This window comes from Cronobacter condimenti 1330, assembly GCF_001277255.1.
GTDB classification, from domain to species: Bacteria; Pseudomonadota; Gammaproteobacteria; order Enterobacterales; family Enterobacteriaceae; genus Cronobacter; species Cronobacter condimenti.
The window spans coordinates 4,131,033-4,150,850 of the sequence record NZ_CP012264.1; the positions used below are offsets into that span (position 1 = coordinate 4,131,033).

Here is a 19,818-nt window from a genome sequence, read left to right on the forward strand (position 1 = left end):
ACAGCCACGCGCATTTCTGGCAAGACTGAGGGGCCACACGCTATTGATGGAGACGCTATGCCACCCGACACGCCCTTTAACCCGGCCCTCTTGACGTTCGCTTCCGCCAGGCTGACTTACCGGCCTGTCACGCCGGACGACTGGCCTTTCTTTTTAAGCCTGCAACGTGACGACGAAGTGATGCGTTTTGTGACGGATCCACGCCCCGACGCGCAGCGAATGCAGGATTTTGCCTCACGTCTGCCGCCCTGGACGCCCGCAAACGCCCACTGGCTCTGCCTGCTTATTCAGGAAAAGCACAGCGGCCAGCCCGTTGGCGTGACCGGGTTTGTTATGCACGGCGATGACATTGCGGAAGTCGGCTTTCTGCTGAGCCGCGCCTTTCAGGGCCGTGGTTACGGGTATGAGTCACTACGCGCCATCTGCGATCTCGCCTTTACGGGTTGCGGGCTGCGCCGCCTTGTCGCGACTGTCACCGGCGGCAATATCGCGTCAAAGAAAACGCTGGAGAAAGCAGGTTTTATCCAGGAGGGCACGCTTCGTGAAAGCTATTTTCTTGGCGGACGCTGGCATGACGACTGGCTGTTCGGCCTGATGGCGCGTGACTATACCCAGGACGGGGCAGCATAGCGCGCCCTCGTTTGCCGGCTCACTGACGGCGCTCACGCAAAGACGTTTTTGCTTCCATGTGCCAGGCTTAAAGGACATTCACCTGAAACAACACAGGGAGACGTATGAAAAAAACAGTGATTATTGCAACGCTGTCCGCGTTGTTAGCTCTGCCTGCCATGGCCGAAGAGAAAGGCGGTTTTAAAAATGATGAAGCGCCGCCGCCGCCGCATCAGCTAAAAGAGGGCTATCGCGGCATCACCGATGCCCGTTCGATAGACGTAAAACAGGCAAAAGAGATGCACGACGGCGCTTCCGTGACGTTGCGTGGCTATCTGATTAAGAAAAAAGGCAATGATGTTTACCAGTTCCGCGATAAAGGCGGAGATATGGACGTCATGATCCCTCATGCCGTTTTTCAGGGTAAAGATGTCAGCCCGGATGAACTGGTGGGGATCAGCGGTACGCTCGACAAGAAACAGAAGCCATACCGCGTTCGCGTGACGCACTTCCAGAAAGAGTAATTCCCTGCAAACGTGCCCGATGTCTGTGGCGTCGGGCACGCTGTGGCTTACAGAAACATCCCGCCAGAGACCTCAATCCGCTGCGCGTTCATCCAGCCCAGCTCGTCGCTGATAATCGCCGCGATTGCTGCGCCAATATCATCCGGCAGGCCCACACGCCCTAACGCCGTCTGCGACGCGATGAAGCGGTTTAACTCATCGTTATCACGCACCTGCCCGCCGCCAAAATCGGTTTCGATGGCGCCCGGCGCAATGATGTTCACTGCAATATTCCGACGACCCAACTCTTTTGCCTGATAGCGGGTTAATACCTCCATCGCGCCTTTCATGGAGGCATACGCGGAGTAGCCCGGCAGTGCAAAACGTGTCAGCCCGCTGGAGACATTCAGGATGCGTCCGCCGTCATTTATCAGCGCCAGCAGCTGCTGGGTCAGGAAAAACGGTCCCTTGAAGTGAATGTTCACTAACTCATCAAACTGCGCTTCGCTGAACTCAGCAAACGGGGCGTAAATCCCGATACCGGCATTGTTGATTAAATAATCAAAACTATCGCGCTGCCAGGTTTGTTGTAGCTGCACTTTTACCTGCGCGACAAAATCTCCGAATGTTGAACTATCGGCGACGTTTAGCGCCAGTGCCGCAGCTTTCACGCCTTTTTGTTCAATTTCACGCACCACGGCTTCGGCGTCTTCGCGCCGGCTTTGATACGTCAGCAAAACACCAATTCCACGCTCTGCAAGCTTCAGCGCTGCATTTTTACCGAGTCCACGGCTGCCGCCGGTGATGATTGCGATACGTTGCGTCATAAATACCTCGTCAGGGTCAGGGTGGTTGTTGAGAAAGAGCTTATTAGCTGCTACAAAAATGATAAATAGTGAAAAATACGCTTTACTGTCCCATTCATAACAACAATGAGCACAACCGATGGATAAAATTCACGCAATGCGATTATTCGTACGCGTGGCGGAGCTGGAGAGTTTTACGCGCGCCGCCGAAACCCTGAGCCTGCCGAAAGGCAGCGTGTCGCGGCAGGTACAGGCGCTGGAGAACGCGCTCGGCACCCGACTGCTGCACCGCACCACGCGGCGGGTACATCTGACGCAGGACGGCCAAATCTACTACGAACGCGCCCGCGATCTGCTCGCCAATCTCGACGAGCTTGACGGCCTGTTTCTGCACGATCCGGCAAGCGTCAGCGGGCGTCTGCGGGTCGATATGCCGGTCGAGGTGGCGCAAAACGTGGTGATCCCCCGCCTGCCCGAGTTTCTCCATCATTACCCCGGTATTGCGCTTGAGCTGAGCAGCTGTGACCGGCTGGTAGACGTGGTACGCGAAGGCTTTGACTGCGTCGTGCGCGTCGGTCAGCTTAAAGAGTCCGGCCTGGTGGCGCGTCCGCTCGGTAAGCTCAGCCAGGTCAACTGCGCAAGCCCGGATTATCTGGCACGCTTCGGCTGCCCGCAGACGCTTGAAGATCTCGCCTCTCACGCGCTGGTGCATTACACGCACACGCTTGGCACGCGGCCTGCGGGCTTTGAAGTCGGGCGTGATGGCGTAAGTGAGTGGATACAAACCGGCGGCGTCCTGACGGTAAACAGCACTGAAACCTATCAGGCCGCCTGCTTTGCCGGGCTCGGCATTATTCAGGTGCCGCGTATCGGCGTACGCGAGGCGCTGCGCAGCGGCAAGCTGGTGGAAGTCCTGCCGCAATATCGCGCGTTGCCGATGCCGGTATCGCTCATCTATCCGCACCGCCGACATCTCTCTCGCCGCGTACACCTGTTTATGGAATGGCTGGCGTCGGTGATGAAAAGTTACGTTGACTAGCAGCGGGCTATACTTGGAAGCAAGTTGTAAAAAATAAAAGGAATCAACGCTGATGACCACGCCGGAGCAGCCTGCAAAACGCCCGACCGAAGATCTGAAGTACCAGCCCGTCCCGCAGCTGGATACCCGCCCGGAAGAGAAAAAAACCGATGACAAACCCGCCGAAGGTGTCATTGGTACGGTAAAACAGAAAGTGAAACAGGTGGAACGCCGCCCGGCGGTCGCCCACCTCATTCGCGCTTTTGAGCGCTTTAACGAACGCATGGGCAATCAGTTTGGGGCCGCCATCACCTATTTTTCATTTTTATCGATGATCCCGGTGCTGATGTTGTCGTTCGCTGTGGCGGGGTTTGTACTGGCCTCGCACCCCACGCTGCTACAGGATATCTTCAATAAAATCCTGCAAAGCGTGAGCGATCCGACGCTTGCGAAAACGCTGAGCAGCAGTATTAACGCCGCCGTGGAGCAGCGCACCACGGTCGGGATTGTCGGTTTCGCCGTAGCGCTCTATTCAGGTGTGAACTGGATGGGATATCTGCGTGAAGCGATACGCGCCCAGTTTCGTGACGACTGGGAACGTGGCGCGAGTGATGAGAAAGAGAAGTTCTGGCTCAAGTATTTTCGCGATTTCATCTCGCTGATTGGCCTGCTGGTGGCGCTTGCGATAACCATGTCGATTACGTCGGTGGCAGGCTCCGCGCAGGAGACGATTATTCGCCTCCTGCATCTGGACGCCATCGGCTGGCTGAAACCGGTGTGGCACACCATTGGGCTTGCGGTCTCGTTCTGCGCCAACTATCTGCTTTTCTTCTGGATCTTCTGGCGCCTGCCGCGTCATCGTCCGCGCAGGAAAGCGCTGCTGCGCGGCACGGTGATTGCGGCCATTGGTTTTGAGGTCATTAAAATCATTATGACGTATACCCTGCCGGCACTGGTGAAATCGCCCTCCGGCGCGGCGTTCGGCTCCGTACTGGGGCTGATGGCGTTCTTCTATTTCTTCGCACGCCTGACGCTGTTCTGCTCCGCCTGGATTGCCACTGCGCAATACAAAGACGACCCGGAAATGCCCGGCATAAACCCCGCTTAACCCCGCCTTTGCGGGCTGGAAAATGGACGTTTTTCAGCCCGCCGCCGCGCTTTTAGCATAAAAATCCAGGGTGTAACTTTTATTTAACCTAAAACCAGTTTTATCGACTGAATATTAAATTCTGTGAAGCATTTCATAGAAGAGAATTTGCTGGTGCTAAAACTATCCGCTTTTTGCCTGTTTTTTGCGCAGCTCTGCGGGCTGCGCTGAATTGAAATGTCGTTTTTGCTGTGGCTAATATGGGGTTTCGACGGTAATAAAATAAGAAAATTCTATGCAAGCATCTATCGCCACCAGCATCGACAATGAACATGACGCCGCGCCCGTTAACTCGCGCAGTAAGGTCGTCATCGCCTCGCTCATTGGCACCGCCATTGAGTTTTTTGATTTCTATATTTACGCCACCGCGGCGGTCATTGTGTTTCCGCACATTTTCTTCCCGCAGGGCGATCCGACGGCTGCCACGCTACAGTCGCTCGCGACATTTGCTATCGCCTTCGTGGCGCGCCCTATCGGCTCTGCGGTATTTGGCCATTTCGGCGATCGCGTGGGCCGCAAGGTGACACTCGTCGCGTCGCTGCTGACGATGGGCATTTCGACGGTTCTGATAGGCCTGCTGCCAGGCTATGCGTCCATCGGCATTATGGCGCCGCTGCTGCTGGCGCTGGCACGCTTCGGGCAAGGGCTGGGCCTTGGCGGTGAATGGGGCGGGGCGGCGCTGCTCGCGACCGAGAATGCGCCTGCGCATAAACGTGCGCTGTATGGCTCCTTCCCGCAACTCGGCGCGCCCATCGGCTTCTTCTTCGCCAATGGCACCTTCCTGCTGCTCTCCTGGCTTCTGACCGACGAGCAGTTTATGAGCTGGGGCTGGCGCGTGCCGTTTATCTTCTCTGCGGTCCTGGTGCTGATTGGCCTGTATGTGCGCGTATCGCTGCACGAAACGCCGGTGTTCGCCAAAATCGCCAAAGCGAAGAAACAGGTGAAAGTGCCGCTCGGCACGCTGCTGACGAAACATATGCGCGTGACCATTCTCGGCACGTTCATTATGCTCGCCACCTATACGCTGTTTTATATCATGACGGTCTATTCCATGACCTTCAGCACCACGCCAACGGCGCAGGGCGGGCTTGGCTTTCCGCGTAACGACGTGCTGTGGATGCTGATGATGGCGGTGATTGGCTTTGGCGTGATGGTGCCGGTCGCGGGCCTGCTGGCGGACCGCTTCGGGCGTCGTAAGAGCATGATCACAATAACGACGCTGATTCTGTTGTTCGCACTGTTTGTGTTCCCGCCGCTGCTGGGGTCCGGCAGCCAGACGATGGTAATGGCGTATCTGCTGATTGGTCTGAGCCTGATGGGCCTGACGTTTGGCCCGATGGGCGCGTTGCTGCCGGAGCTGTTCCCGACTGAAGTGCGCTACACCGGCGCATCGTTCTCCTATAACGTGTCATCGATCCTTGGTGCATCGGTTGCACCTTATATCGCGACCTGGTTGCAGGCGAATTACGGGCTGCTTTACGTGGGAATATATCTGGCGGCGATGGCGGCGTTAACATTAATCGCGCTTATCGCCACTAACGAGACGCGCCACCAGTCGCTGTGATGGGCTGCACGTAAAGAAAAAGGCTGCCTGCGGGCAGCCTTTTTTGTTTGTTACGTTCATCCCACCTTCGTGATCCCGCGTCGGTAACGCGGGTGAAAGAAGAATAAGCCTGACGGTTTATGATTGAATGCCATGCTAAACGCAGCCGCAGGGTACGAATACGTTGAGATGCATCATTTTTTCATCTGCCCCAGAATCGCGCTGCACTGGTTTTCGCTGCCTTCGGACGGCGAAATGAGCGCCAGCAGTGCGGCGGCAGGCGTTACGAGCGTTGCGAGCGCTGCCGCAACCGCACCGCGGGCGATAAGCGGCCCCGGCTTCACGCCGTAATCCGGCTCGTTAAAGGTGCCGCGCACGTAAAGCGGCGAACGCAGCGTCACGATACGCACCCCTTTGCTTTCCGGGTTAATGGTTAAATCCAGCCGCTCGTTGGCGAAATTCGTGGTGCCGGTAATATTGATGAGCGCGTTTTCGGTATCAAACGCGAAGATTTCCGGGCGCGCCACACCATCGGTGAGGTTCAGGTTCGCCGCCGCGCAGTTCACCCGCACTTCGTCATCACCGAATATCTGCCCAACAATAAAGTTCCCCACGTTCAGCCCCAGGATCTCCATCAGGTTGCGGCTGATAAGCCCGTCATTCATCAGAATTTTCAGGTTGCCGTCGCTGGTACCGAGCAGCGAAGCGACCGAATTCCCCGTCCCGCGCAGTTTCGCATCACCGTTAAGCTCACCAAGCGTGCGCTGCATCAGCTCCACGTTCGGCATCAACTCTTTAAGCTTCAACCGACGCGCCTGAATCTCCGCTGCGCCCTGCATCGGCTGTTTATCGCCATCGAGATGAATATTGGCGTCAATCGTTCCGCCCGCCATGCCAAACTTGAGCGGCTTCAGGTGTAAATCGCCATTGGCGAGCACAATGTGCGTGGTGAGATTGCTAATCGGCAGGCGCGTGCTGTGCTCAATGCGGCGGCCTTTAAAGCGCACATCGGCATCCATCACGTTCCATTTATCGGTTTCGAAGGTATCGTGCGGCAGCACTTTATCGCCCGGCTGTGCGGGTTTTTCGCCTTTACGCTGCTCAGATTTTTTGCTTTTCTCAGCCCCGGCGCCCGAATCAACGCCGATCAGCGGGCCGAGATCGGCGAGGCGCAGCTGGCGGGATTCCAAATCGCCCTCCAGCTTCGGACGCGGTTTGCGCTGGCTGTAGGTCAGCGAGCCGTGAATATCGCTCTCGCCAATCCGCCCGTTAAAGCCGCGGTAGTCATACACCGAGCCTTTTTCACTGTTAATTTTCGCAACAAGACGCCCGTCAGTCTCAAACGGCGGCGTATCAGGCAGCAACACGCCTGTCAGTTCATAAAGATCGCCCAGCGAGTTGCCCGCGAATTTGAGCTGTAGATCGACGCCGCCCATGTTCATGGGATCGTTCACGGTGCCAACAAACGCCACGCGGGTGTCGCCCGAGCGCAGATCGGCCTGCACCGGGAACGGCGTGCCTTCGCTTTTCAGCGCCAACATGCCGCCGATTTTTCCGCTGCCGCGCAGCGGCTGGTCGTTATACGTGCCGCGCGCCTTCAGGCCGAAAACATAATCGCCAACCTGGTCGCCATCCTTTTTGTTTTTCTCTCCGGTCACTTCATTAAAGGGCAACGGCTTGCCGAGCGGATCGATGAGGATTTCCACATCGGCGCGGCTCACTTTATCGTCCACCCGCAGGCGGCCCTGATCGAAGAGAATATTATCGAGCCGGAACGACCAGGCGGAGGGCTGCTGTGCCTCATCGCCCTCGCTCTGCTTCATGTCGAACGTCCAGTTATTGGTTTTTTCCGACAGACGGATCAGCTGCGCGTCCGGCTTCTGAAATTTGATCCACGGGAGATAAACGGTTTTGGTCAGCAGCGCCAGCGGGGCAAGCGTCGCCTCTACGCGCGGCAGGTGAATCATGGTGACCTGCGGGATATCAGGTGGGTTGCCGAGCACGACGTCCTCAGCGTGCACGTGCGGCCACGGCACGAAGCTTCGCCAGCCAGGCTCGTTTCTGTTTCGCTCCCATACCACCCCCAGATCGCCGCGTATGGCGAAGGGGCGGTTTAGCTCCGTGGAGACCTTCTGGTTGATGGTCGGCTTAAGCCGATTCCAGTCAAACGTCGCAATAACGATGATTGCGATCACGACCAGCAACAAGAAAACCCCTGCTACCACGCTGATTATTTTGGTTGTTTTCGTCATCCTCACACCTCGTCCTGATGATGTCTGTCTCCACTAAAGATAGTTGACGACAGCGCAAAGCTCATCAGGCAAGTCTGAGTATTACCTTTTCCAGCGTTTCGAATGGCACAGGGCGCGAGAGAAAATACCCTTGCGCGGCCAGGGCAGGCGACTGTTGTACATCTTGCCACTCTTCCAGCGTTTCCACGCCTTCGACAATCACGCCTTCGCAGTAGCGGTTCATCAGTTGCAGCAACATCGTGAACAGGTTGCGGCCTTCATCACTCTGACGCAGCATGATGAACAGATCGCGCGCCACTTTAATGTAGTCATAACGCACTTCGCTCAGCGCCGAGAAATTCGCCATCCCTGTACCGAAGTCGTCAAGCCACAGCGGGCCGAACTCGCAGAAGCTCGCAAACGTCGAGTTTTGCGGCAGACTGATATGCTCAACCAGCTCAAAACGTACCCACGGCAGTTTTTCCGTCATCGCCAGAATTTGCGGCATGTCGCGCATCGCCATCAGCGTCGGGCCGTCGACATTGACCGATGCCAGCACGTTATTTTCCGTGAAAAACGGTGCACGCGATGACAGCACCTGGAGCTGTTCTTCAATCACCTCTACCCGATAGCGTACCGGCAGCCCGGCGAAATAGCGGTCCGGCGCGATGCGGCGCGTCGGTTCGCTCGGGTGCGTGACAATCGTCAACAGCTCCACCGCCAGCAACCGGCCGTCGGTTCTGTAAATCGGCTGATAGGTATAGGTTCGCTCACACTGCAGCCAGTAGCGCCGCTCGTGCAGGCTTTCGACACTCGCTGACGGCAGCGCCAGTCGGTGAGTGACCTGTTTTAAATTCATGGTAAATGGTCCTGTTATGAGATGGCTTACCGGGACTCGTCCAGGAATTATCGGCGGTACGGTTGAGAACTTTATGCACAGTTGTCCGACCCGTACGTTAATAAGTCATAACGCTTTTCTTCAGGAATATTGGTTCAGCTCAAAAAATACTGGAACACCGTTTTAAAACGTTTGACTGCGCGATCGCGGCGGCACACACTAACGCCCATCTTCTCGTTTTCAGGTGAATCACAATGTCAGAGCAAAAGATTGCCGTGATTGGCGAATGCATGATTGAACTGTCGGAAAAAGGCTCGCAGGTTAACCGCGGCTTTGGCGGCGACACGCTTAATACCTCGGTCTATATCGCCCGGCAGGTGAACCCGCAGGCGCTCTCGGTGCACTACGTCACCGCGCTTGGTAAAGACAGCTTCAGCCAGCAGATGCTCGACGCCTGGCAGGCCGAAAACGTGAACACCGCTCTTACCCAGCGCATGGATAACCGCCTGCCGGGGCTGTATTACATCGAAACCGACGAACGCGGTGAGCGCACCTTCTGGTACTGGCGCAACGAGGCCGCAGCCCGCTTCTGGCTGGAAAGCGACGAGGCCGACGCTATTTGCGCCCAGCTGGCGCAGTTCGATTATCTCTACCTGAGCGGTATCAGCCTCGCCATCTTAAGTCCGCAGAGCCGCGAAAAATTGCTGGGTCTGTTGAAAACCTGTCGCGCCAACGGCGGCAAGGTGATTTTCGATAATAACTACCGTCCGCGTCTGTGGGCGAGCCGTGAAGAGACGCAGCAGGTCTATCAGCAGATGCTTGCCTGCACCGATATCGCCTTCCTGACGCTGGATGATGAAGACGCGCTGTGGGGCGAGAAACCGGTCGATGAGGTGATCGCGCGGACCCAGGCGGCAGGCGTGCGTGAAGTGGTGATTAAGCGCGGCGCTGATTCCTGCCTGGTCGCCGTACAGGGCGAGCCGCTGTGCGACGTCCCGGCGGTGAAACTGCCGAAAGAAAAAGTCGTCGACACCACAGCGGCGGGTGATTCCTTCAGCGCTGGTTATCTGGCGGTGCGCCTGACCGGCGGCAGTGCTGAAGACGCGGCGAAACGCGGCCATCTGACTGCAAGCACCGTCATTCAGTACCGCGGCGCTATCATCCCGCGCGAGGCGATGCCGCAGTAACGGACGCACAATAAATCAGCCCGGCCCGCGTGCCGGGCTTTTTTATAGGCACCCATAAAAAAACCCGACGGCCGCGCATCGGGTTTTTCAGGCTTAGCGCGAATTAACGGGCTGGCGGAATGTCTGTCACATCCGAACGCGCGTCCTCCTGGGCCGGCGGTGCCGTCACGGGCGTCATGATGCGGTCCCATGTCTCTTTGAGCGCCTTCATGCTGTACTCTTCTTCGCCCTTCGGTTGCAGCAGGATCAACGCCATTTCTTGCGACAACTGCTGGCGTAAATCCTGATTCAGCTCCGCGGCCGTCAGGTTATTGAGGAAGCTCTGGCGCAGATTCTGGTACTGCTCCGGCGCGATATCCACCACCTGATTTTGCAGCGAGCGCATCCGCTGGTTGATGAGCACATCCGTGTCGGTGCGTGCATAGGTCGCGAACAGCTTCTGCAACTCCAGTTTTTTCTGGGCGATCAGGGCGTTGAATTCATCTACTGACAGGCCATTTGCGCGCACGTTCGACAGCTCACGAGCGATCAGCGCCAGGTTGTTGTCGAGCTTATCGTTCGGTGATTCAAGGTTAATCGCGCACTGGGCACGCTGGAACAGCACGCGGCAGTCAAAGCCAATGCCGATATCCTTGATGTTGTTTTTGCTGAGGTTTTGCTGCACATGCCAGAACAGCGCCTCGCGCGCCAGATCGGCGCGCCAGTAGCGCTGGAGCGCCGCAGATTCGCGGATCGGCTGCCACGGGTTATCCCACATAATTGAAAGACGATCCTGGCGCACGCCGTCAGTCATAAGGGCGACCGGGTCGCGGCGCAGCGGCGATAACGTAGGCACCGGCGCTGGCGTCTCGCGTTTGCCTTTCAGATCGCCGAAAGCCTTGTTGATTTGTTCGGCCACCGCGCGGCTGTCAATATTACCCACCACGATAAGCGTCATCGCGTCCGGCGTGTACCATTTCTCGTAATAGGCTTTCAGTTGCGCCGCATCGACCGGTTGTTTGAGGTCAACGGAGGGATCGTGCCCCAGTAACGTGGAGCCTTTCAGGCGATAGCGCCACCAGCTGTCCTGCGTGTCCGGCCAGGTAGCGACCATATCCTGGGTTTGCAGCGCTTTAGTGATGCTTTCAGGCGTAATCGCGACGCGGCCCGCGGTATCGGAAAGATAGGTCAGCGCTTCTTTCAGCAGATCGCTTCGGTTATTCGGCAGGCTTAAATTAAATAGCGTGTAATCGTAAGAGACCATCACAGGCGGCATCGGTCGCTTTGGATCGATGCTCTGCTGCCAGAGCGAGCGCGCCTGCACCGCCTGGAGGCTGCCGCTCTGGGTCAGCGCCAGACGTGGCAGAAAACGGGTATATCCGCTTTGTTGGGTATTTTCAGCAAGCGCGCCCGTATTCACGGTCAGGCGAACTTCGATGCGATCGCTTGGGCGCTGCGGTGTGGAGAGAATTTGCCACTGAAAGCCATTGCTCAGCGTGCCCTGTTGCCAGGCCGGGTCGGGCTGGAGCGGTTCTGCCTGCACGAGGCTGGCGGCCGCCATTAATAAGCCGCCAGCGATAAGTCGAATTCTTGTGCCCTGCATGTATACCCCTGATCAACATTCCTGGTTAAAAACAGTCAAATGGCGACAAGAGCTGCTGTGGCCCGCCGCCAAAGATAGCGCTTAAACTTTTCGTTAGACCGCAAAAATGCGGAAATGTCGCGCAATAGAGTGAAATAAAAGCTAATTATGCGCAGGCACCCGTCGCCAGAGCAAGCAGCGACGGGCTAAACAGTGAGATTAGGAGGAGATTTGCGGCGTTTTTGCAGAAGAATTCTTGTTATTCAGGGTATCACGCAGCTGTTTTTCATCGAGTTCTTTAACCCATTTCGCCACGACAATCGTCGCCACGCCGTTGCCCACCAGATTGGTTAACGCGCGCGCTTCTGACATAAAACGGTCGATACCGAGGATCAGCGCCAGCCCCGCCACTGGCAGATGGCCCACTGCGGAAATGGTCGCCGCCAGCACGATAAATCCGCTGCCCGTTACGCCAGCAGCACCTTTCGATGAAAGCAATAGCACAACCAGCAGCGTTATCTGATGGAAAATATCCATATGGCTATTGGTCGCCTGGGCGATAAACACCGCCGCCATCGTCAGGTAGATCGAGGTGCCATCAAGGTTAAACGAATAGCCCGTCGGGATAACCAGCCCCACCACCGATTTGCGGCAGCCCAGTTTTTCCATTTTATCGAGCATACGCGGCAGCGCGGATTCCGAGGACGAGGTGCCGAGCACGATCAACAGCTCTTCACGGATGTAGCGGATAAATTTAAAGATATTGAAACCGGTCGCACGCGCAATACTGCCAAGCACCACCACCACAAACAGAATACAGGTGATATAGAAACAGATAATCAGCTGGCCGAGCTGTACCAGCGTGCCGACGCCATATTTACCGATGGTAAACGCCATAGCACCGAACGCGCCGATGGGCGCAAGACGCATGATCATGTTGATGATGCCGAAGATGACCTGCGAGAAACTTTCAATGACGTTGAAAATCAGCTGGCCGTTGCGGCCCAGACGGTGCAGCGCGAAGCCGAACAGTACGGCGAACAGCAGCACCTGCAAAATATTACCGCTGGCGAACGCGCCGATAACGCTTGAAGGAATGACATCCATCAGGAAGGCGACAATGCCCTGCTGCTGCGCCTGTTCGGCGTAAACGGCAACGGCTTTGGCATCGAGCGTTGCCGGGTCAACATTCATCCCGGCGCCGGGCTGTACGACGTTGACGATAACCAGGCCGATAAGCAAAGCGATAGTACTGACGATTTCAAAATAGAGTAGCGCGACCGCGCCCGTGCGCCCCACCGCCTTCATGCTTTCCATACCCGCGATGCCTGTCACAACGGTACAGAAAATCACCGGCGCGATAATCATTTTAATCAGCTTCACAAAGGCGTCGCCGAGCGGCTTCATCTGCGCGCCCAGCTCCGGGTAGAAGTGACCGAGCAATATCCCGATAGCTATCGCGGTCAGCACCTGAAAATAAAGGCTTTTGAAAAGAGAGAGTTTCATAGGGGTGTCCTTGAAGGTAATAACCACAGGATTGGTGTGTGAAATGCCCGCCTGTAGCGCTAAAAGTAACACCCGTAAAACATGCCAGAAATATCAGAGCATCAAATAAGAAACATAAATGTTAAATTTTATGAGCTGAAACGCGTCAGCTCTCACCCCTTTACACCGTTTGCAGCGGCCTTACAGTGTGGCGAGCCACTGGTCTTCAAAAGCGGCTGGTGTGGCCGCCTTGCCGAAAAGATAGCCCTGCCCGGTCGTGACGCCCGCGCCTAACAGCCAGTCGCGCTGCGCCTCATTCTGCACGCCTTCCGCCACCAGCGTCAGGCGCAGATTATTCGCCATTGCGATAATCGCCGAGACCACGCTGTCATCGTCCGGCAGATGATCGATAAAGCTCTTGTCGATTTTCAGGCCGTCTACCGGTAGCGCTTTCATCTTCTGCAACTGGCTCAGGCTGGAATAGCCCATACCGAAATCGTCCAGCGCGATGCGGACACCCGCCTCGCGCAGCGGACGCAGAATGGCAATAGCCGCCGCCGTGTCGTCAATGCGCTGGCTTTCGGTCATCTCCAGAACCAGCGTGCCGGGTGAAATGGCGTAACGCTCCAGTCGTTGCAGCATGGTCTGCACCAGATCGTGGTTTAACAGCTGCAAGGACGACACATTCACGGAAAGCGGCAGCGTAATGCCGTGCGCCTGCCAGCGCGCCAGGATTTGACACGCCTCTTCCAGCACCCAGTCGCCCACCGTGACGATAAGCCCGCTGGATTCGATGTTATCGATAAACCCGTCAGGCAGCGTCCAGTCGCCGTCAGGCTGTCGCTCGCGCAGCAGCGCTTCGGCGCCAACGATCTGCCCACTGCGCATATCCACCTGCGGTTGCAGCCAGACGGCATACTGCCGACGCGCAAGCGCATGATGCATCGCGTTTTCCGGTGACGAAGGCGCATTTTCGCCGAAGAACGCCACCTGATTAATGCCTTTACGGCGCGCTTCAAGCGCGGCAGAAATCGCGCTCTGGTAAAGCGTCGAGGCATTCTGGCGGCCATCGAACATCGCAACTCCGATGCTGGCGGCGGCGGTTGGCGCGCCGGAACGCGGCTCAAGCGGCTCGTCGAGCGCGGCCAGTAACTGTTGCGTCAGCGTGACCGCATGTTCCGGCGTTTTCACGCCGTGGGCGATTATCGCGAAATCGTCCTGACTGATTTGCGCCAGCATCATGCGCGGCGTAAGCACAGAGCGCAGTTTATCCACGCGCGCCAGCGCAAGCGTGTCGCGCTGCGACGCCTCAACGTCGCGCAGCGGTTCACAGGCGACATACAGCAGCGCAGTTGCCCCGCCGCTGGCGACAGTCTGTTCAAGCAGCGCCGTCAGCAACGCCTGATTCGGCAGGCCGGTCAGCGGGAAACGCGTAGCGCTGGTCCGCGCCTCGTCGAACTGCCGCGCCAGCGCCTGCTGGTTGCGGTTATAAGTGCGCACCAGCATGCCGATTTCATCATCCTGATGCAGACGCGGAATAGCGAGCTGATGATGCGCCAGCTCATGCGGGTCGAGATTATTCAGCGTGCGGGTAATGTCCCGCAGCGGATGGAGGATCAGCCGGTTAATACACCAGGTAATCGCCACAGAGAGGATAAGCGCCAACAGCAAAAACGTGGTCAGCAGCGTCGAAATAGCATTAATGATAAAGCGGTACATGCGCCACGAATCCGCCTGGAGCACCAGATAAGCGAGCGGCTGCGGGTTGGCGGGCCGCTCCAGCGAATAGAGCGGCAACGTAATTTGCACCGGCAGTTCAAACACGCGCGCCAGCGTCACCGGAATGGGCCGTTCAGGCATAAAGCGCATGCGCAACGCCTGGAACTGATTAGGCAACACCACGTCGGCGCGGCTAATCACGCCTGCAGGTTTGATATCGCGAAGGATAGCCTCCGCCTCCGGAATATTGGCTTTCAGGATAGCGGCGGAAAGCGGCTGGCGCACCGAACGAGCGATGCTCTCCATCTGCATGGCGGTGTGGTAGCGGTGAGACTGCACAAAATGAAACAGCAAAACGACGCTGAATATAAAAAGAAAAAAGACGGAAACGGCCGAAACCATTGCCATCTGTTTAATCGTTAGGGAACGACTGACTCGCAACTTGATTCTCCACTGATGCCACTGCCCGCATGATAATCACTCATAATTATCATTGCGGGCGGAAGTATACTGCATTGTTGTGGAATTTAACCGCGTGGCCGGGCCGAACGCGCAGTAATCTTATTACCAGTCGGCGTAAGGCGTAAGTGTGCGCGGCGGTATATCCATGTCACCCTGCCAGCCAGCCTGTGAGTAGCGGATAAACAGCGCGAAATTGCTCGGCGTGTAATCCTTCGCCTGCTGAATATCGATTGCTGCCCCCACCGACCAGTTGGAGGTAATGCGCCGTTCAATCAGCGCGTTGGCCGTATACCCCCAGCCTGCGCTGCTGTCGCCGTCTCCCGGTTCGTCCTTATCCGTGTAACGGCTCAACGCCGGATTCGCAGGGTTTTCCACCGGCGCCGGGATAAGCCCCCGTAGCGGATAACGGCGCTGCGCCTGCGTGCGGGTATGTGACCAGGAGCCGGACGCGCCAAGCTCCCAGGACCAGTTTTCCGTGCGCATCCGCCAGGCGACCGGCACCGCGAAAGAGACATACTCCTGCGGGCTGTAGTAGCCGCCCTGGCCTAAAGAATAACCACTTAAATCCTTGTCATAGTGCCACACCATATTGTTGAGCCCAATGGTGAGGCGCTGATTATTTTCGTTAATCAGCTTGTAGTAGTAGCCGCTCATCCAGCGTACGCGCCAGTTATCGGCGACGTTTTTACCGGTGAGCTGATCGGCGTTCAGGCTTGCCCAGACGCCGTGCGCCTCGCCACGATCGTAACTGACGCTCGCCCCGCCGCCGGTGGCACGAACGCCGCCCCAGGTAATGCCGGTGTTGGACGGCGCGTCGCGCTGTCCGGCAAACGCCAGCACGGAGCTGGAAATAGGCCGACGATGGGCGTTTACCGTGTAGCCAACCGGCCCAAGATCGCTGCTGTAGCTCAGGCTACCGACCACATCGACGACGTCAAAGCCCATCGGCGTGGTGCCGATATCCATATCCCAGGTGTCGTTTCGCCAGCCCGCCGCAAGGCTCACGCCGGAGGCGCGCTGTTTCGTATTACCGGAGCAGAAGGTTGTAGCACAGGTGCCAAACGTTTCTTTATAAAGACTGTCGCTAAAGCTGCCCGGATTCATATTCACCACGTCGGTGCGCAGGAGCAGGCGGCCATCGCTCAGCGGCGTATCCACCTGCAACATCGTGGTGTTTGCTTTCAGATCAGAGTATCCAGGCGTCCCGCTGGAGCCCCAGTTATTGTGCTGGAGGGTGACGTTCAAATCCTGCTGGCGATACAGATCCGCCGCGTCGCCGCGTACGCTGCGCTTAAGCCAGTCGTCGCCCGCGTTATTGCGGGTTAACCGTGTGAACGCGTCGTTCTCACGGGGCGTAGTCGGTGTGATGGCGGCAGCAACCATCGCATCGCGGTACGTTGCAAGCGCCTGCTGCGGCTGACCGTTCTGGCGCTGAAGGCGCGCCGCGTCGCGCAGCACCAGCGCGTTTTCCTGCGAAGGCGGCTGTGTTTTCGCCTGGGCGGCCAGCGTGGCGAATGTCTGCTGCGCGCGTGCCGTGTCGCCAAGCGCGGCCTGCGCATTCGCGATGCGCCGCTGCGTACCCGGCGAGCGCGGTGCCGCGCCTGCCGCCGGGGTCTCCAGCGCGGCGAGCTGCTCGCGCGCCGCCGCCTGATTACCGTCGGCAATCAGCACTTCGGTCAGCCCAAGCCGCGCGTCTTCACTGCCTGGCGTGCGGGCCAGCACCGTCTGGTACTGCGCACGCGCCGCGGCGTTATCGCCACGCTGCTGCGCCCAGTCCGCCAGCGTTAAATCGATACGGTCTGAGGCCGGCTGCTGGCGCAACAGCGCCACCGCCTGCGCCTCCTGACCGCTGTCACGCAGACGGTTAGCGGTTTCCATCAGTTCATTGGTTTGCAGCCGCTGCGCCAGCTCAAGAATATTCGGCGTCCATTTGTCGCGTGGCACCGTGTTGAGGTGCGTCAGCGCGGCGCGATCGCGATCGGTGCCGGAAAGATAGAGCCCGTAGGCATATGCCTGCTCCGGATCGCCGGGTTTACGCAGCGCCAGTTGTCCCATCACGATATCGGCGTCACGGCGCTGTCCGGCAGAGACCAGATCGCTTGCCAGCCGGTAGGTTATCCAGACGCTTTCCGGATCAAGCGCCAGTCGCTGGCGCTGTACGGCGGCTGCCTCAGCGAAGCGCCCCTGGCTTTCCAGCGCGCCCGCCTGTTGTTCCAGCCGCTCGCTGGCGAGACTGCGTTCGATATCTTCAATACTGCGCCGCTGGCTCGCCGTGAGCGTGGCGATAAAGGCCTCCGCCTGTGCGGTTGACTGGCGGCGGTAAAGATTCGCCAGCCCGCGAATGGCGTTGCTGTTGGTGTTGTCCATTCGCAGCGCCTGACGATAGTAACGCGCGGCCTGGGCATCGTCTTTACGCGCCACCGCGACATCACCAAGCCCGAGCACCGCGTAGCTGTCGGTATTGTCTACCGCCGCGGCCTGCTGGTATTTCTGCTGCGCCTGCGCCAGATTGTTGGCTTTCAGCGCCGCGTCGCCCTGCTCTATCAACAACCAGTAGCGGTTGACCTGCAACAGGCTTTGCCAGCGCCCGCTGTTGGGGCTGTTCGGATCCTGTTTCAGCGCCTGTTCCAGCAGCGGTACGGCGCGCGCGCGATTCCCCTGCTGGGAATACGCCTGCGCCAGTGCGCCCAGCGCCTCGCTGTCGTTCGGGTTCGCGGTTAACGCGCGGCTCAGATCCGCCACCGCGTTCGCGCCCTTGCCCTCTTCAACACTGGCAATGCCCTGCATTCTGGCGCGGTACGCCGGGTCGGCGAGTTTCGTTTGCTGATCGGCAAGCAGACTTTTGGCTTTATCGGCCGTCTCGCCGCTGCTAAAGACCTGTAAGAAACGCTCCAGCGCGGCGACGCTTGCGTCGCTTGCGGGCATTCCCTGAATTTGTTGATACCAGAGATCTGCCGCCGTTTCGCGTCCGCCGCCCGATTTCGCCATCTGCTCCAGCACGCTGAAGCCTTCCTGCTGACGATTCGCCGAAAAGAGTTGCAGCGCAAGCTGAGTGCGCAGCTGGTCATTGCCCGGCGCGCGGTCGTTCAGCGCCTGCATCTGGCGAATCGCCTCATCGCGACGCGCCGGATCTTTTGCCACCAGCGCCCAGTATTCAACGGCCAGATCGCCATCGGGCGGCGCGCCGTTAAAAAGTTTCTGGTACGCCGCGAGCGCGTCCTGAGTATGCCCGGTGGTGCCGAGCAAACGCGCCTGCTGGAGTTGCTGGCGTCCTTCTGGCGAGGAGAGCGCAAGCGTAATGCGCGCCTGCTGATACGCGCCCGACTGCGGCGCAAGTTTGCCAAGACGAGCAAACTGCTGCTGTGCGCCTGCGTTATCCCCCTGGCGCAGCAGATAGCGCATCCGCGCGGCGATAACCTCCGGGTCGTCCGGACTCATCAGCTCCAGACGGTAGAGCGACTGGCGCACCAGATCGTCACGCTTCGCGGATTCGCCAAGCCGCACCTGTTCAAGCAACTGCTGCCTGATGTCCGGTTGTGCCTGCACCTGCCCGGAAAGGGCGACGCCGAGCGCCAGTGCGGTGATACTTAACGCGAACTTGTGCATGACTCTCCCCAGGCGGGTTGCAGCTCACCGTCGACGGTGAAGCGAAAACGGTGTTCATCCCATCCCTGGCCAAACAGGGTTAATACATAGCTGTAATAAGCGTCCTGCTGCGGGTAGTTATCCGCTACGCGCTGACGCTGCAAGGCCTGCGTGTCACGGTTTTGCAGGAACGGCAGAAGTGCGGCAGAGAAACCGACTGGCCCGTTGCCCTGCGTTTTGCCGTCGATCACGCGCACTTTTTCCGGCGGCAGGCCCGTTTTCTGGGTTGCGGTTTCCATTGCGTTAAGCTGCTTAAGCAGCGGTGCCTGCTGCTCATCTGCCGGGTTCATCATGCCGACCCACAAATAAACGCGAATCGCATCGTAGCTACTGATAAGCGGTTTTTGCGGCTTCGGGGGATTAAGCAGCCAGCCTTTTTTGGCGTCATAGCTCACCCAGTCCGGCGAGAAGCCGCGCGGCGCGGTTTCTAATAACAGACGCAGGTTAGTGTCGCGAATCGTCGTCCACGGTTTGCCGTAGCGCGTAAAATAGCGCGCCAGTTGCGGTGGCAGATAACTTGGGTTAAAGCGCCAGAGCGTCGGTTCGGCAAAGCCGACTTTCCCCGGCAGCAGCATGTCGCCCAGGGACGGCACGTTCACCACTTCTTCTTTAGCGATACGATCGAGCAGCGCTTTGCCGGTTTCGGTGTAGCGCGGCTCTTTCCACAGCCGCCCTGCTTCCAGCAGACTCCAGGTTATCCATAAATCGGCATCCGAGGCGGAGTTGGTATCAAGCGCCGTCCAGTCGTCCGGCCCTTTCATGCCCCACAGCCAGGCAGGCAGCATGGTTTTCAGCGATCCGTTGGCGAGATTGTTCTCCGTCCAAAGCAGGATTTTGTCGAACGCCTCGCGGTCGTTAGCCGCGAGGGCGAAGAACAGCGCGTAGCTCTGCCCTTCAGACGTGGTGATTTTGCGCGGATCGCTTGGGTCAATCACGCGCCCTTCTTCACTGATGTAGCCGCCTTTGAAACGATCCCAGTCGGGCCAGCTACAGGCGGCATGCGCTGAAACCGTGACCAGCAACACCCCCGCCGCCAGCCACCTGCACAGATTTTTCATAACGCG

At 58.1% G+C, this 19,818-nt stretch carries 14 protein-coding genes; 6 read left to right on the forward strand and 8 right to left on the reverse strand.

Features of this window, described 5'->3' with window-relative positions; all coding sequences use genetic code 11:
* Window positions 1-57: 57 nt before the first annotated feature.
* Window positions 58-630, forward strand: a complete 573-nt coding sequence (locus AFK62_RS19000; RefSeq protein ID WP_007679283.1) for a GNAT family N-acetyltransferase — start codon at window positions 58-60, stop codon at window positions 628-630.
* Between the two features lie 104 nt (window positions 631-734).
* Window positions 735-1,133, forward strand: coding sequence for a YdeI family stress tolerance OB fold protein (locus tag AFK62_RS19005; RefSeq protein ID WP_007679285.1), 399 nt, complete (start codon window positions 735-737; stop codon window positions 1,131-1,133).
* Window positions 1,134-1,180: 47 nt separating this feature from the next.
* Here AFK62_RS19005 and AFK62_RS19010 read toward each other — a convergent pair whose 3' ends face one another.
* Window positions 1,181-1,939 carry an SDR family NAD(P)-dependent oxidoreductase gene (locus AFK62_RS19010; protein WP_007679297.1) on the reverse strand — a complete coding sequence of 253 codons (759 nt, stop codon included), beginning with the start codon at window positions 1,937-1,939 and terminating at the stop codon, window positions 1,181-1,183.
* Window positions 1,940-2,057: 118 nt separating this feature from the next.
* On the opposite strand from AFK62_RS19010, the gene AFK62_RS19015 reads away from it, so the two are divergent.
* The 3 genes from AFK62_RS19015 (at window position 2,058) to AFK62_RS19025 (ending at window position 5,647) form a co-directional block, all read left to right on the forward strand.
* Window positions 2,058-2,957 carry a LysR family transcriptional regulator gene (locus tag AFK62_RS19015; RefSeq protein WP_007679300.1) on the forward strand — a complete coding sequence of 300 codons (900 nt, stop codon included), beginning with the start codon at window positions 2,058-2,060 and terminating at the stop codon, window positions 2,955-2,957.
* 52 nt (window positions 2,958-3,009) lie between these two features.
* Window positions 3,010-4,044, forward strand: coding sequence for an inner membrane protein YhjD (gene yhjD, locus AFK62_RS19020; protein WP_007679304.1), 1,035 nt, complete (start codon window positions 3,010-3,012; stop codon window positions 4,042-4,044).
* A gap of 274 nt (window positions 4,045-4,318) precedes the next feature.
* Window positions 4,319-5,647 carry an MFS transporter gene (locus AFK62_RS19025; protein ID WP_007679306.1) on the forward strand — a complete coding sequence of 443 codons (1,329 nt, stop codon included), beginning with the start codon at window positions 4,319-4,321 and terminating at the stop codon, window positions 5,645-5,647.
* Window positions 5,648-5,820: 173 nt separating this feature from the next.
* Here the strand turns inward: AFK62_RS19025 and AFK62_RS19030 are convergent, their stop codons facing one another.
* Both AFK62_RS19030 and pdeH read right to left on the reverse strand, forming a co-directional pair.
* Window positions 5,821-7,878 carry an AsmA family protein gene (locus tag AFK62_RS19030; RefSeq protein ID WP_007679307.1) on the reverse strand — a complete coding sequence of 686 codons (2,058 nt, stop codon included), beginning with the start codon at window positions 7,876-7,878 and terminating at the stop codon, window positions 5,821-5,823.
* A 64-nt stretch (window positions 7,879-7,942) separates the two neighbouring features.
* Complete coding sequence (gene pdeH / locus AFK62_RS19035; protein ID WP_007679309.1) at window positions 7,943-8,716, reverse strand: cyclic-guanylate-specific phosphodiesterase; 774 nt, start codon at window positions 8,714-8,716, stop codon at window positions 7,943-7,945.
* A 233-nt stretch (window positions 8,717-8,949) separates the two neighbouring features.
* On the opposite strand from pdeH, the gene kdgK reads away from it, so the two are divergent.
* Window positions 8,950-9,882, forward strand: a complete 933-nt coding sequence (gene kdgK, locus AFK62_RS19040; RefSeq protein WP_007679311.1) for a 2-dehydro-3-deoxygluconokinase — start codon at window positions 8,950-8,952, stop codon at window positions 9,880-9,882.
* 103 nt (window positions 9,883-9,985) lie between these two features.
* On the opposite strand, the gene AFK62_RS19045 is transcribed toward kdgK, so the two are convergent.
* From AFK62_RS19045 to bcsZ, 5 genes are all read right to left on the reverse strand, one after another.
* A complete protein-coding gene (locus AFK62_RS19045) occupies window positions 9,986-11,464 on the reverse strand; it encodes a M16 family metallopeptidase (protein ID WP_032984818.1) in 1,479 nt (492 codons plus the stop codon).
* A 198-nt stretch (window positions 11,465-11,662) separates the two neighbouring features.
* Window positions 11,663-12,949, reverse strand: coding sequence for a dicarboxylate/amino acid:cation symporter (locus AFK62_RS19050; RefSeq protein ID WP_007679315.1), 1,287 nt, complete (start codon window positions 12,947-12,949; stop codon window positions 11,663-11,665).
* 180 nt (window positions 12,950-13,129) lie between these two features.
* Complete coding sequence (locus AFK62_RS19055; RefSeq protein ID WP_032984819.1) at window positions 13,130-15,088, reverse strand: sensor domain-containing phosphodiesterase; 1,959 nt, start codon at window positions 15,086-15,088, stop codon at window positions 13,130-13,132.
* A gap of 123 nt (window positions 15,089-15,211) precedes the next feature.
* A complete protein-coding gene (gene bcsC / locus AFK62_RS19060) occupies window positions 15,212-18,715 on the reverse strand; it encodes a cellulose synthase complex outer membrane protein BcsC (protein WP_053532083.1) in 3,504 nt (1,167 codons plus the stop codon).
* Window positions 18,697-19,812, reverse strand: coding sequence for a cellulose synthase complex periplasmic endoglucanase BcsZ (bcsZ, locus tag AFK62_RS19065; RefSeq protein WP_007680500.1), 1,116 nt, complete (start codon window positions 19,810-19,812; stop codon window positions 18,697-18,699). The genes bcsC and bcsZ overlap by 19 nt, the downstream gene beginning before the upstream one ends.
* Window positions 19,813-19,818 lie beyond the last annotated feature (6 nt).

Coding starts and splice junctions, on each gene's coding strand:
- AFK62_RS19000 (WP_007679283.1), top strand. CDS start 58: ATGCCACCCGACACGCCCTTTAACCCGGCCCTCTTGACGTTCGCTTCC.
- AFK62_RS19005 (WP_007679285.1), top strand. CDS start 735: ATGAAAAAAACAGTGATTATTGCAACGCTGTCCGCGTTGTTAGCTCTG.
- AFK62_RS19010 (WP_007679297.1), bottom strand. CDS start 1,939: ATGACGCAACGTATCGCAATCATCACCGGCGGCAGCCGTGGACTCGGT.
- AFK62_RS19015 (WP_007679300.1), top strand. CDS start 2,058: ATGGATAAAATTCACGCAATGCGATTATTCGTACGCGTGGCGGAGCTG.
- yhjD (WP_007679304.1), top strand. CDS start 3,010: ATGACCACGCCGGAGCAGCCTGCAAAACGCCCGACCGAAGATCTGAAG.
- AFK62_RS19025 (WP_007679306.1), top strand. CDS start 4,319: ATGCAAGCATCTATCGCCACCAGCATCGACAATGAACATGACGCCGCG.
- AFK62_RS19030 (WP_007679307.1), bottom strand. CDS start 7,878: ATGACGAAAACAACCAAAATAATCAGCGTGGTAGCAGGGGTTTTCTTG.
- pdeH (WP_007679309.1), bottom strand. CDS start 8,716: ATGAATTTAAAACAGGTCACTCACCGACTGGCGCTGCCGTCAGCGAGT.
- kdgK (WP_007679311.1), top strand. CDS start 8,950: ATGTCAGAGCAAAAGATTGCCGTGATTGGCGAATGCATGATTGAACTG.
- AFK62_RS19045 (WP_032984818.1), bottom strand. CDS start 11,464: ATGCAGGGCACAAGAATTCGACTTATCGCTGGCGGCTTATTAATGGCG.
- AFK62_RS19050 (WP_007679315.1), bottom strand. CDS start 12,949: ATGAAACTCTCTCTTTTCAAAAGCCTTTATTTTCAGGTGCTGACCGCG.
- bcsC (WP_053532083.1), bottom strand. CDS start 18,715: ATGCACAAGTTCGCGTTAAGTATCACCGCACTGGCGCTCGGCGTCGCC.
- bcsZ (WP_007680500.1), bottom strand. CDS start 19,812: ATGAAAAATCTGTGCAGGTGGCTGGCGGCGGGGGTGTTGCTGGTCACG.